Genomic DNA, 13990 nt, shown 5'->3' with positions numbered 1-13990 from the left:
ACTTTGATGAAGTTTGAAAAGAAGAGTTGAAATATGAAGAATTAAATTGCTGTTTTTTGGTATCTTTTTTGTCCGTTTGTTCGTAACAAAACCTTCATTATAGGCATCTGGATCGAACAACATTGTAACTGAAGCTGTAAACCTTTCCGGAATTGGGTTAATTATAATAAAGAGGTGAGCGTATGAGACATACGAACAAATCAGGATACATACGCAATGCCACTCAAATTTGAATTCGAGAGAGGAGTTATATATATGACATCATGGAAAAAATGGACTAGTGCACTATTGGCGGCAGGAATTATTGTGGGGAGCGGGGCTGTATGGCAGGATAGTTCCGTACAGGCGGCATCTGTATCGACGAAAGTGACAACGCCTACTGAGGTAACCCTGAAATCGGGAGGCAAAACACTTACTCAAAAAGGACTTCTGCAAGGCGGTTCTACCTGGGTATCGCTTACCGCAGTGAAGGATGTGGCGGGTGGAAGCTTGAAATATGATGCAAAGGCTAAAGAGTACGCCTTAACGGCAGCCAATAATACGATGACAATCAGCATGATTGATGGGGCACCGAGTGTTAGAATTAACAATTACTACCCACAATTCGAAGCAAAACTGATTAATGGCCGCTTGTATATTCCGTTTTCTGCAATGAGAGATTATCTGGGAGTTCAGGGCAGCTGGGATGGAAAAGCGAAGACACTGACGCTGAGCAAGGTGAAGCAGAATAGTGTGGCGGTTAAGGCGGCAACCGTGAAGGTGAGCATCAAGAACGCCGAAGTCGATATTCAATATCCTCAGGTGAGCGGATTGGCTAACGATAAAGCAGCAGCGGCCATCAACAAGGTGCTGAAAGATGAAGTCGATGCTTTTGTAGCGGATTTCAAAAAACAAACCAAGGAATTCGGCGACGCAGCAGCGAACCGTCCATATGCATTTGAGAGCACTTATGTCGTGACGTATAACGAAAGTGGTGTTCTGGGTCTGATTACTCAGCGTTATGAAGATTATGCTGGTGCACATGGCATGACGACTCGTTCAGGACACACCTTTGCCCTTGATTCCGGTAAGGAACTGAGTCTGGATGATGTGATTCAAAATAACAAAACTGTGCGTGAAACGGTAAGCAAAAAAGTTGGAGTTCAGCTTAAAGCTCGTGGAGGTTACCTTGAAGGCTATAAAGGCCTGAATAAAGATCAGGATTTCTATGTAACACCAACAGGTGTGGTTGTATTCTTCCAGTTGTATGAGTACACAGCTTACGCAGAAGGATTCCCGGAATTCCCGTTCACGTATAAAGAGTTGCTACCTAAAGGCACAGAGCCGTTTAGTGGCTTAACAGCAAACAAGTAAAAGTATTAGAGTTAAGGTATTAGAGTTAAAGTGAAATCGAATAAATATATATCATGCACTCATATGTATCTTCAAAAAAGGACGCTCTCGTCATTGACGAGAGCGTCCTTTTCATATAGCCAACTCAACTGGGCGTTGCCGTTTGAGTTGGCTATATGGTATATCCGTTTAATTGGCGATTCGCTTGGCTTAGATGCCTTGGGAACCTACGTTTTCGATGACTTTATCGATGATACCGTAATCGGCAGCTTCAGCAGCACTCATAAAGTAGTCACGATCTGTATCTTTCTCGATACGCTCCAGTGGTTGGCCTGAACGTTCAGAGATGATGCGGTTCAAGGTGTCACGCATTTTCAGGATGCGACGGGCACGGATTTCGATGTCCGAAGCTTGACCTTGCGCACCACCAAGTGGTTGGTGAATCATGATTTCGCTGTTAGGCAAAGCAAAACGTTTACCTTTGGCACCTGCGTTCAACAGGAATGCACCCATGGAAGCCGCCATACCTACACAGATGGTAGATACATCCGGTTTGATGAATTGCATTGTATCGTAAATGGCCATACCGGCTGTAATCGATCCGCCTGGGCTATTGATGTATAAGTGAATGTCTTTCTCCGGATCTTCCGCAGCTAGGAACAACATCTGTGCCATGATGGCATTCGCCACAACGTCATTTACATCACTGCCAAGGAAGATGATACGATCCTTCAGCAATCTGGAATAGATGTCATAGGCGCGCTCACCCCGGTTGCTCTGTTCAACGACCATTGGAATATAACTCACGTGAAAAACCTCCTCGGAAATGTAAATGTTAAATTGGTGTTTATATATAAACTGTTACCGTATTAACCACATCATAAACAATTTCAAACAAAAAGTCAAAGAAAGTCAAACTAAGTTTGAAAAAAAGAAACCTATTCGGTTTCATTGGTTAAAAGGGTTATGAGCTGCTAATTAAGAATGGCGCGCCCGCCAAGAATCGAACTTGGATCTCAGGCTTCGGAGGCCTACGTCATATCCATTGGACCACGGGCGCACATTGATTATTGCTGCAAATATAGTTGCTTAAAAGCAGTTTTGTAATATACGTTTCAAATATGTGACAGCAATAATGATTATAGCTCATGAGTAATTTAATTGCAAGCAGATGCTCGCTGTTTTGGTTTGGATTACTCTGAAATGGATCATGATGAAGATAAGTGGATAAAGAGCGCAAATAGGTAAATGCTAAAAGAGGTTTGGGACATACTATATGAAAAACAAAAGCGAGCAATATGTAGATGAGATTTTTGCTTTCCTTCTATATATAGTATCGGACAGGTTGTTCTCGACTTGGGAGATTGACATTGTGAAAATAGGCGCGTACAAACGCCTGAAACGTGTCGAATTAATGCTTCGAAACACTTGCATGTCGCGTCAGTTTTAGGTAGAATAGACGTGGGACTTAAAAAGTTAACCCGGGACGTTTTAGGGCCATGAAAGAGAGCTTGGAACGAGAAGCTTGCGGGAGTGGAAAGCATGCGAACGATTTTAGAAGTGCAAAAGCAGCTTCTGCCTGATCTCATGGATGTCTTGAAGAAGAGGTATACGATTCTGCACCAGATCATGTTATCGGATGTGATCGGACGAAGAACGTTAGCTAATTCCATGCAGATGACCGAGCGGGTTCTGAGGGCTGAGACCGATTTGTTAAAGGCTCAGGGACTTATTGAAATTGACAGTGCAGGGATGAAGATCAGCGAGGCGGGGCATGAATTGCTGCAGCAGTTGGAACCCGTCGCCAAAGAGCTGTTTGGATTATCCGAACTGGAAGAGCGCATCAAGCAAGCCTACGGTCTGCAAAAGGTAGTAGTGGTTCCTGGCGATTCGGACATTTCTCCATTTGCCAAACGGGAACTGGGCAGAGCCGGAGCGAAGGCTCTGGGTAATATTATGAGTGATAATGATGTTGTCGCCGTTACTGGCGGTTCAACAACGGCTGGAGTGGCAGAGCAACTGACTCCGCCAACATCGCTGAAAGGTGTCTGGTTCGTACCGGCACGCGGCGGGTTGGGAGAAAGCCTCGAAATTCAGGCCAATACGATCGCATCCACGATGGCTAAACGGGTAGGAGCCCAATACAAACTCCTGCATGTACCGGATTTGCTTAGTGATCACGCCTACGAATCACTAATCCAGGACCCTAGTGTTCAGGAGATTCTACAGCTGATCCGTAAATCACGGATCGTCATTCATGGAATCGGTGATGCCGTAGAGATGGCGCGGCGACGCAAGCTTGCACCTGAGATTATCGATGAACTTCAGGAGCAAGGAGCCGTATCGGAATCCTTCGGTTATTACTTTAATGATCAGGGTGAGGTGGTACATACCATGCTTACGCTGGGCATGCGACTTCAGGATATTGAGCGGACCGATGTTGTGATTGGGATTGCAGGTGGCAAAAGCAAGGCTGCTGCCATACATTCCGTCTTGCGATTTGGTCAGGAAGATATTCTGATTATTGATGAGGCTGCTGCCGAAGTCATCGTTGCCGAAATGGAATAAGGCTTTATTTTGCACCACAAACATTGTTGTCTTGACGGACTTCACCGTCTGTCTTGAATATATAAGCTTCATAAAAAAATCAATCAAAACTTGGGAGGAACTTACTCATGATTAAAGTAGGTATTAACGGTTTTGGACGTATTGGTCGTTTGGCATTCCGCCGTATTCAAAATGTAGAGGGCATTGAAGTTGTAGCAATCAACGACTTGACTGATGCTAAAATGCTGGCTCATTTGCTCAAATATGATACAACTCAAGGTCGCTTCGATGGCGATGTTGAAGTACACGACGGCTTCTTCAAAGTGAACGGCAAAGAAGTTAAAGTATTGGCTAACCGTAACCCAGAAGAACTGCCATGGGGCGACCTCGGCGTAGATATCGTTCTGGAATGTACTGGTTTCTTCACAACTAAAGAAGCAGCTGAGAAACACTTGAAAGGTGGAGCTAAGAAAGTTGTTATCTCCGCACCAGCTACTGGCGACATGAAAACCATCGTTTACAACGTAAACCATGAAATCCTCGACGGTACTGAAACTGTAATCTCCGGCGCATCTTGCACAACAAACTGCCTGGCACCTATGGCAAAAACACTGCAAGACAAATTCGGAATCGTTCAAGGTTTGATGACTACAATTCACGCTTACACTGGCGACCAAAACACTTTGGATGCTCCACACCCTAAAGGTGACTTCCGCCGTGCTCGTGCAGCAGCTGAAAACATCATCCCTAACACAACTGGTGCTGCTAAAGCAATCGGTCTGGTTATTCCAGAACTGCAAGGCAAACTTGATGGTGCAGCTCAACGTGTACCAGTAGCTACTGGTTCCCTGACTGAGCTCGTAACTGTTCTGGGTAAAAAAGTTACTGCTGAAGAAGTTAACGCAGTAATGAAAGAAGCTTCCGATCCACAAACTTTCGGATACACAGAAGACGAAATCGTATCTTCCGATATCCAAGGAATCACTTTCGGTTCCCTGTTTGATGCAACTCAAACTAAAGTTCTGACTGTTGGCGACCAACAATTGGTTAAAACTGTAGCTTGGTATGACAATGAAATGTCCTACACTGCTCAACTGGTTCGCACTTTGGAGCACTTTGCAAAAATGATTAAGTAATATCTGCAATAACATAGAGCGGAAACAGATGCTATTGTTTCCGCTCTTTATATATCAACATTTTGCAAATTTCTCAAAAACACCAGGATTGACAAGGGGTTTCAGCTCTTGATTGGTCCAACAAATACATGGGTGCGGAGGAAATACAGATGAACAAAAAAAGTGTACGCGATATCGAATTGACAGGAAAACGGGCTTTTGTCCGTGTAGATTTTAATGTGCCGCTCGAAGATGGTAAAATTACAGATGACAAACGTATTCGTGCCACGCTTCCTACGATCAATTATTTGATCGAAAAAGGTGCTAAAGTTATTTTGGCAAGCCACATGGGTCGTCCAAAAGGCGAAGTGGTTGAATCCATGCGTTTGACTCCAGCTGCTGAACGTTTGTCCGAATTGCTCGGTAAAAAAGTGGTTAAAGCGGATGATTCCGTTGGCGAAACAGTAAAAGCTCAAATCGCTGAACTGAACAACGGCGACGTATTGTTGCTTGAGAACGTTCGTTTCCACGCGGGTGAAGAGAAAAACGATCCGGAACTCGCAAAACAATTCGCTGAACTGGCTGACGTATTCGTTAACGATGCATTCGGCGCAGCTCACAGAGCACACGCTTCGACAGAAGGTATCGCTCACTTGTTGCCAGCAGTATCCGGTCTGTTGATGGAGAAAGAACTTGAAGTGTTGGGCAAAGCAATCTCCAACCCTGAGCGTCCTTTCACAGCAATCATCGGTGGTTCCAAAGTTAAAGACAAAATCGATGTAATCGACAACCTGTTGAACATTGCAGACAACGTAATCATCGGTGGCGGTCTGACTTACACGTTCTTCAAAGCACAAGGACATGAAATCGGACAATCTTTGTTGGATGATTCCAAACTGGATGTTGCTCTTGGTTTTATTGAAAAAGCGAAAAAATTGGGCAAAAATTTCTACCTACCGGTAGATATTGTTGTATCTGACGATTTCAGTGCAAGTGCAAACACACAAATCGTTGGCATCGACGGCATCCCTGCAGATTGGGAAGGCGTGGACATCGGACCGAAAACACGTGCAATCTATGCTGAAGTAATTAAAAACTCCAAGCTGGTTGTATGGAACGGACCAATGGGCGTATTCGAAATTGAACCTTTCTCTAACGGTACACGTGAGGTTGCTGAAGCTTGTGCAGAGACAGAAGCTTACACCATTATTGGTGGTGGTGACTCCGCTGCAGCAGCTGAGAAGTTCAAATTGGCTGACAAAATGGACCACATCTCTACAGGTGGCGGTGCATCGCTCGAGTTCATGGAAGGCAAAGTGCTTCCTGGCGTAGTTGCATTGAACGATAAGTAAGCTTTAAGCTATAGCATGAAGGAGTTGAAAACCATGAGAACACCGATTATCGCAGGTAACTGGAAAATGTTCAAAACGGTTTCCGAATCCAATGACTTCATTCAGGAAGTTAAAGGAAAAGCGGAAGTTGAAGGCGTAGAGACGGTTATTTGCGCACCGTTTACGAATCTGCCGTCCCTGGTAGAAGCCGTTAAAGGCACAAACATCAAAATTGGTGCACAAAATCTTCATTTCGAAGACAATGGTGCATTCACAGGTGAAATCAGCGGCGTTATGCTGAAAGACCTGGGTGTGGATTATGTCATTATTGGTCACTCGGAGCGCCGTCAATATTTTGCGGAAACCGATGAGACTGTCAATAAAAAGCTGCATGCAGCATTCCGTCACGGATTGACTCCAATCTTCTGCCTTGGTGAAACGCTTGAAGAGCGTGAAGCCAATCAGACGAAAGACGTATGCAAAGTGCAAACAGAAGCAGCTTTGGCAGGTCTGACTGCTGAGCAGGTAGCACAAGTGGTTATCGCTTATGAGCCAATCTGGGCGATCGGTACAGGCAAATCCTCCACTTCCCAAGATGCGAATGAAGTTATTGCTTACATTCGTACGCTGGTGAAGGATCTGTACGACCAAAAGGTAGCAGATGCAGTTCGTATTCAATACGGCGGCAGTGTTAAACCTGAGAACGTAACAGAATACCTCGGACAAAGCGACATCGACGGCGCGCTTGTTGGCGGTGCCAGCTTGCAGCCGGCTTCGTTCATCGCGCTTGTTGAGGGGGCGAAGTAATGACAGCTCCAAAACCTGTAGCACTGATCATTATGGACGGCTTTGGTCTTCGGAACACGGTGGAAGGCAACGCGGTAGCGCAAGCCAAGAAACCGAACTATGACCGTTTTATGAGCCAATTCCCTCATACAACGCTCACTGCTTGCGGTGAAGCTGTAGGTTTGCCAGAAGGGCAAATGGGGAACTCCGAGGTAGGTCACCTGAACATTGGTGCTGGCCGGATCGTATACCAGGATTTGACTCGTATTTCCAAATCGATTCGTGACGGTGAGTTTTACGATAATGAAACACTCGTTAAAGCTGTTCGCGAAGCGAAACAAAGCGGTAAAAAGCTTCACTTGTATGGATTGTTGTCCGATGGCGGCGTACATAGTCACATCGACCACTTGTTCGCTATGCTGGATCTCGCCAAAAAAGAAGAAATGAATGACGTATACATTCATGCCTTCATGGATGGCCGTGATGTTATGCCAGATAGCGGTAGAGAATTCATGCAGAAGCTGATTGCTAAAATTGAAGAAGTCGGTGTAGGACAAATTGCAACGGTTCAAGGTCGCTACTATGCGATGGACCGTGACAAACGTTGGGAACGTGTTGAGAAATCATATCGTGCCATCGTTTATGGTGATGGACCAAAATACACTGACCCACTCAGAGCGGTTGAAGAATCGTATGAAAAATCCGTATTTGACGAATTCGTTGAACCAACGGTTATCGTTAAAGCGGATGGCCAACCGGTAGGCTTGGTGGAGAGCGGCGATTCCGTCATTTTCCTCAACTTCCGTCCTGACCGTGCGATCCAATTGTCGCAAGTATTCACGAACCAGGATTTCCGTGGTTTCGACCGTGGTCCGAAGTTCCCTGTGGGCTTGCATTTCGTGTGCCTGACGCTGTTCAGCGAGACTGTTGAGGGTTATGTGGCTTACTCGCCTAAAAACCTCGACAACACGCTGGGTGAAGTGCTGGTACAGAACAACAAGAAACAATTGCGTATTGCAGAAACTGAGAAATACCCGCACGTAACCTTCTTCTTCAGCGGCGGCCGTGATGTTGAGCTTCCAGGCGAAACACGCGTGCTGATCAACTCACCAAAAGTTGCAACGTATGACTTGCAACCGGAGATGAGCGCGTATGAAGTAGCTGACGCATGTGTTCGCGAGATTGAAGCAGACAAACATGATGCCATCATTCTGAACTTCGCTAACCCTGATATGGTTGGTCACTCCGGCATGCTGGAGCCTACGATTAAGGCAGTAGAAGTAACAGACGAATGCATGGGCCGTGTTGTGGATGCAGTTCTCGCTAAAGGCGGCGTTGTGCTGATTACTGCGGATCATGGTAACGCGGATATGGTGTTCGATGAGCAAGGACGTCCGTTCACGGCTCACACAACGAACCCGGTTCCATTCATCGTTACAGATGCGAATGTTACCCTGCGTGAAGGCGGAATCCTCGCGGATATCGCTCCAACGATTCTTGACCTGATGCAATTGCCTAAACCGGCTGAAATGACAGGTACATCGGTCATTGCTACCCGTAAATAATATAATTTTAATAGGTTATTGAATAAGGCTAAAGTTAAACCTTAACGAAGCGGGCAGAACCGATCTGTAGAAGCGAAGCGGTCGCCTTTATCACATGATTTCAACTTATAAAAATAGGTTCAATGAAATCAGGGGATAACAGCGATCGGAAGACGGTACTGCACGCGGAGTGGCTTGGTGAAACCCGATTGTTCTGTACGTATTAAAATAAAATTCCACATTAAAAGGAGATTATCACTCATGACTATTATTTCTGACGTGTACGCTCGCGAAGTCCTCGACTCCCGCGGTAACCCTACAGTTGAAGTTGAAGTATACCTGGAGTCCGGCGCAATCGGACGCGCTATCGTACCATCCGGTGCATCCACTGGTGCCCACGAAGCCGTTGAGCTTCGCGATGGCGACAAATCCCGTTACCTGGGTAAAGGTGTTCTGCAAGCTGTTAAAAACGTAAACGAAACAATCGCTCCAGAAGTAATCGGTATGGATGCATTGGATCAACTGGGTATTGACAAATTGATGATTACTTTGGATGGTACGCCAAACAAAGGTAAACTGGGTGCGAACGCAATCCTGGCTGTATCTATGGCTGTAGCTCGCGCAGCTGCTGACGCTCTGGACCTGCCATTGTACGTTTACCTGGGCGGATTCAACGCTAAAGTACTTCCAGTACCAATGATGAACATCATCAACGGTGGTGAGCATGCTGACAACAACATCGACGTTCAAGAGTTCATGGTTCTTCCTGTTGGAGCACCAAGCTTCAAAGAAGCTCTTCGCGTAGGTGCAGAAATCTTCCACAACCTGAAATCCGTACTGAGCTCCAAAGGCCTGAACACAGCTGTAGGTGACGAAGGCGGCTTCGCACCGAACCTTGGTTCGAACGAAGAAGCAATCACTACAATCATCGAAGCGATTGAAAAAGCAGGTTACAAACCAGGCGTTGACGTATTCCTGGGTATGGACGTAGCTTCCACTGAGTTCTACAAAGATGGTAAATACACACTTGCTGGCGAAGGTAAATCTTACACTTCCGCTGAGTATGTTGACCTTCTGGCTTCATGGGTTGAGAAATACCCTATCATCACCATTGAAGACGGTATGTCCGAAGACGACTGGGATGGTTGGAAATTGCTCACAGAAAAACTGGGAGACAAAGTACAACTCGTTGGTGATGACTTGTTCGTAACGAACACAGAGCGTCTGGGTAGAGGTATCGAAGAAGGTATCGGTAACTCCATCCTGATCAAAGTTAACCAAATCGGTACATTGACTGAAACATTCGATGCAATCGAAATGGCTAAACGTGCAGGATACACTGCTGTAATCTCTCACCGTTCCGGTGAGTCCGAAGACAGCACAATCGCTGACATCGCTGTTGCAACAAACGCGGGTCAAATTAAAACGGGTGCTCCTTCCCGTACAGACCGTATCGCGAAGTACAACCAATTGCTTCGCATTGAGGATCAACTGGGTGAACTGGCTCAATACAATGGTCTTAAAGGTTTCTACAACCTCAAAAAATAAGTTGTCTTCTGACAACTCTTGGGCAAGCCGGTTAACCGGCTTGTCCTTTTTATTTGTTTTTGTTAGATGCATTTCAATACCCATAAATATGGATACTGTTCACTGAATATTTGAGTATCAGTGAATTGAGAGATCGCCACTACTTGTATCACGCTAATTGCTGTGTTACAATTAAAGTAACTGTTTTTATGGTGAGATGTTATGCCCACATGGGTAGGAGGTGGAATGAATGGATATTGCTTTGAAATTGCTGCTCGTCGTATTTTCGATCGGTCTAATCACTGTAGTATTGCTGCAGCACGGAAAAAGCGCTGGTTTGGCGGGTGCCATCTCCGGTGGTGCGGAACATCTTTTCGGTAAAACGAAAGCGCGCGGACTGGATCTTTTCTTGCAACGTGCAACGGTTGTACTGGGTGCAGGATTCTTCATTTTGTCTATTATTGTTACGGTTGTGTCCAAGTAAGAATCGGATATATGCCTGAACAATTCAATAGCTTGAGCGTAATCGCTTAAATGATTACCTTCGTTTCGAGAAGAAACGGAGGTTTTTTAATAAATTCATCCATGACCAGTCTTTTCCAATGAACCACACGATTTTGATCTTCGATTTCTTCTCACTTCCGTTCGGTTACCTTCCTACATATTCGCCCTGTTCTGGGCCGTTTCTTTCTGTCTGTTCGAGAGCAAAAACACATGTAGCATAAATGCTGTTATGATGCATGAAAGCGCGCTTATTCAAAGGGCCATGCATATTCAGTTTATTTTGCAGGGTACGGATGCGCCGGATTGAATTCGTGTATACTAGGGTATGAGATAGTGAGGCCTGAGTTAGACGGCTTTTCTATTGGTAAGGTTTCTGATACATAGAGAGACGAGACAAGATTACACTTTTATGTTTCCCGAGGTGAATATTAATGATAACAGAACAACAATTGCTCGACTTCATGCGGGAAACCGCTTATAAACCGATGACTTATCAGGAACTGGAACAGCACTTCGAGATTGAAGACGCGGCTGATTTCAAAGCCTTTTTGATTATGCTCAATACGCTGGAGGAATCCGGCAAAGTCCTGCTGACCCGCAATAACCGCTATGGCATGCCAGAACGCATGGATTTGGTGCGTGGACGTTTGCAGGCTCATGCGAAAGGGTTTGCTTTCCTCATCCCTGAGGATCGGGAGCACCCGGATGTGTACATCCACGCCAATGATATGAAAAGCGCCATGAATGGTGATACGGTGTTGGTTAAAGTGACTTCTCAAGGACCTTCCGGTGGACGTTTGGAGGGTGAGATTGTCCGTATTGTTACCCGTGCGGTTACGCAGGTTGTTGGTGTATTCCAAAGTCACGAGGTGTACGGTTTCGTTATACCGGATGATAAGCGGATTAACCGGGATATTTTCATCCCGCGTCCGAACTTCCACGGGGCTGTTGATGGACAAAAAGTTGTTGCAAAAATCGTCAGCTATCCAGAGGGCCGGGCAGCAGCAGAAGGTGAAGTGATCGAGATTCTCGGTCATAAGGATGAGCCGGGTATTGATATTTTGTCCGTAATCCGTAAGCACCAGCTGCCAGAAGCCTTTCCGGATGAAGTCGTGGAAGAAGCCGAAAAAGCGCCAGACGCCATTACGGAAGAAGAAATTGTCCAACAGGGTCGCCGCGATCTGCGTGGGCTGAATATCGTTACGATTGATGGCGAAGACGCCAAGGATCTCGATGACGCTGTCAACGTGGAGAAGTTGCCGAACGGTAACTATCGTCTGGGCGTTCATATTGCCGATGTAGGCTATTACGTGCGGGAAAACTCCAAGTTGGATCAGGAAGCGTACAACCGCGGATGCAGTGTGTACCTGGTGGACCGTGTTATTCCGATGCTGCCACAACGTCTGTCCAACGGGATCTGTAGTTTGAATCCGCAGGTAGATCGCTTGACGTTATCTTGTGAAATGGAGTTCAACGACCAGATGAAGGTTGTGAAACACGACATCTTTACAAGTGTGATCAAGACCAAAGAGCGGATGACGTATTCCAACGTTCGCAAAATTCTTGAAGGTGAAGAGCCTGAATTGTTGGAGCGTTACAAGGATTTGGTGGACGATTTCCACTTGATGAAAGAGATCGCTTTGAAGCTTCGTGCGATGCGTATGCGCCGCGGTGCGGTTGACTTTGATTTTGAAGAATCCAAAATCATTGTGGATGAGGAATGCAAACCGGTTGATATCGTGAAGCGGGAGCGTTCGATTGCGGAGCAAATCATTGAGGAATTCATGCTGGCAGCCAATGAAACGGTAGCAGAGCATTTCCACTGGTTGAAGGTTCCGTTCATCTATCGTGTGCATGAAGATCCAGATCAGGAAAAACTGCAAAATTTTCTCGCCTTTGCGGCGAATTTCGGACATCACGTCAAAGGACGTGGCAACGCGATTCATCCACGGGCGCTTCAATCCCTGCTTGAGGATATTAACGGAACGAAGGAACAGACGGTTATCAGCACAATGATGCTGCGTTCCATGAAGCAGGCGAAATATGACTCCGAGATGTCGGGTCACTTTGGTCTGGCAGCAGAGTTCTACAGTCACTTCACATCACCGATCCGTCGTTATCCCGATCTCGTCATTCACCGTGTTATTCGGGAAGTGATTGAGAACAATGGGGCTTTGCCTGAGAACCGTCAGGAGTATTTGGCTGGACGTATGGCCGATATTGCGCAGCAGTCCTCGGAACGTGAGCGTGTGGCGGTTGAAGCTGAACGTGATACAGAGAAAATGAAAAAAGCGGAGTACATGCTTGATAAAGTCGGCGAAGAGTTCGAAGGCATGATCAGCAGTGTAACCAGCTTCGGTATGTTCATTGAACTGGAGAATACAGTAGAAGGTCTGATTCGCCTGAGTGCGCTCACAGACGACTATTACCATTTTGACGATCAACATATGGCTCTGATTGGCGAACGTACATCTAAAGTCTTCCGCATCGGTGATGAGGTGAAGATTCGTGTGGCCCGTGTGAGCATGGAAGAGTACACGATTGACTTTGAAATGGTCGACATGAAACCTCGCGGTGAACGTCCAGGTGGCTTCAGTGGTGGACGGGGCGGTAAAGGTGGACGTCCTGCTGGTGGCGGAGGACGCGGTGGAGCGAAGAGTGGTTCCGGTGGATTCAGTGGCTCGCGTGGTGGTAAAGGTGCCCCAACTGGTGCTGCAGGCAGCCGTGGTGGCAGATCAGCCGATGAGAGCAGCAAAGGTGGTCGTGGCGGCCGTAGCGGAGCTTCGAACACAGCAGGAAGCGCAGGTGGCAAAGTTGGCGGTAAACCGAGAGGTGAGCGTCGTACTGGAGACGCCGGCGGATCAGCGGGTCGGAGCAAGGGAGCGGTAAGCTTTGGTTTTGGCTCAGGCAAAGGCGGCTATAGTACTACAGCAGGTGGCCAGGAAGGCACTTCAGCTGGTGGTCAAGAGAATGGTCTGAACAGCGGCAGCAGTCGCGGTGAGGGAAGCTTCAAATCCGGTAAAGGCGGAGGTAAAGGTGGCAAAAGCGGTAGTGCACGCAAAAACACCTCACCTAGCGGAGTGTTTATCGGCGAAGGAGCTACACCAGGCGGTGTTCAGGAAGGCGGAGCACCACGCCGCAAGCGCAAGAAGAATAAAGGTGCACCTGCCAACGGAACGGCGGCTTTTGTACGGAAGAAGAAAAGTAATCGGGTTTCGCTGAGCATGAAATGAGTGTAATGAGGAGGGGCGGCGCAGACCGCCTCTTTCTTGATTTTAACAGCGGTACTTGCTACAATTAAGGT

The 13990-nt window shown here is 46.6% G+C and carries 10 protein-coding genes and 1 tRNA gene; 9 read left to right on the top strand and 2 right to left on the bottom strand.

Annotated features, from left to right (window positions below; all coding sequences use genetic code 11):
- Positions 1-255 precede the first annotated feature (255 nt).
- A complete protein-coding gene (locus ACTWJ7_RS01195; RefSeq protein ID WP_301881141.1) occupies positions 256-1353 on the top strand; it encodes a PdaC/SigV domain-containing protein in 1098 nt (365 codons plus the stop codon).
- 189 nt (positions 1354-1542) lie between these two features.
- Here ACTWJ7_RS01195 and clpP read toward each other — a convergent pair whose 3' ends face one another.
- Both clpP and ACTWJ7_RS01185 read right to left on the bottom strand, forming a co-directional pair.
- Positions 1543-2139, bottom strand: coding sequence for an ATP-dependent Clp endopeptidase proteolytic subunit ClpP (clpP, locus tag ACTWJ7_RS01190; RefSeq protein WP_079344952.1), 597 nt, complete (start codon positions 2137-2139; stop codon positions 1543-1545).
- 178 nt (positions 2140-2317) lie between these two features.
- A tRNA-Arg gene (locus tag ACTWJ7_RS01185) sits at positions 2318-2392 on the bottom strand.
- 482 nt (positions 2393-2874) lie between these two features.
- On the opposite strand from ACTWJ7_RS01185, the gene ACTWJ7_RS01180 reads away from it, so the two are divergent.
- The 8 genes from ACTWJ7_RS01180 (at position 2875) to rnr (ending at position 13919) form a co-directional block, all read left to right on the top strand.
- A complete protein-coding gene (locus ACTWJ7_RS01180) occupies positions 2875-3900 on the top strand; it encodes a sugar-binding transcriptional regulator (protein ID WP_024629504.1) in 1026 nt (341 codons plus the stop codon).
- A gap of 107 nt (positions 3901-4007) precedes the next feature.
- Complete coding sequence (gene gap, locus ACTWJ7_RS01175; RefSeq protein WP_056695277.1) at positions 4008-5015, top strand: type I glyceraldehyde-3-phosphate dehydrogenase; 1008 nt, start codon at positions 4008-4010, stop codon at positions 5013-5015.
- A gap of 149 nt (positions 5016-5164) precedes the next feature.
- A complete protein-coding gene (locus ACTWJ7_RS01170) occupies positions 5165-6346 on the top strand; it encodes a phosphoglycerate kinase (protein WP_024629502.1) in 1182 nt (393 codons plus the stop codon).
- A 33-nt stretch (positions 6347-6379) separates the two neighbouring features.
- Positions 6380-7132 carry a triose-phosphate isomerase gene (tpiA, locus tag ACTWJ7_RS01165; protein WP_301881139.1) on the top strand — a complete coding sequence of 251 codons (753 nt, stop codon included), beginning with the start codon at positions 6380-6382 and terminating at the stop codon, positions 7130-7132.
- Positions 7132-8676 carry a 2,3-bisphosphoglycerate-independent phosphoglycerate mutase gene (gpmI, locus tag ACTWJ7_RS01160; RefSeq protein ID WP_024629500.1) on the top strand — a complete coding sequence of 515 codons (1545 nt, stop codon included), beginning with the start codon at positions 7132-7134 and terminating at the stop codon, positions 8674-8676. The genes tpiA and gpmI overlap by 1 nt, the downstream gene beginning before the upstream one ends.
- A gap of 240 nt (positions 8677-8916) precedes the next feature.
- Positions 8917-10203: a phosphopyruvate hydratase gene (eno, locus tag ACTWJ7_RS01155; RefSeq protein WP_024629499.1), complete on the top strand. Its 1287-nt coding sequence runs from the start codon at positions 8917-8919 to the stop codon at positions 10201-10203.
- A 229-nt stretch (positions 10204-10432) separates the two neighbouring features.
- On the top strand, positions 10433-10666 hold the full coding sequence (gene secG, locus ACTWJ7_RS01150) for a preprotein translocase subunit SecG (protein ID WP_024629498.1): 234 nt from the start codon (positions 10433-10435) through the stop codon (positions 10664-10666).
- Positions 10667-11117: 451 nt separating this feature from the next.
- A complete protein-coding gene (gene rnr, locus ACTWJ7_RS01145; RefSeq protein ID WP_443145070.1) occupies positions 11118-13919 on the top strand; it encodes a ribonuclease R in 2802 nt (933 codons plus the stop codon).
- Positions 13920-13990 lie beyond the last annotated feature (71 nt).

Source organism: Paenibacillus sp. 1A_MP2 (genome assembly GCF_052244825.1).
Taxonomy (GTDB): Bacteria; Bacillota; Bacilli; order Paenibacillales; family Paenibacillaceae; genus Paenibacillus; species Paenibacillus vandeheii.
The sequence above is the reverse complement of the archived record's forward strand: the minus strand, read 5'-3'. Positions and strand labels throughout refer to the sequence as shown.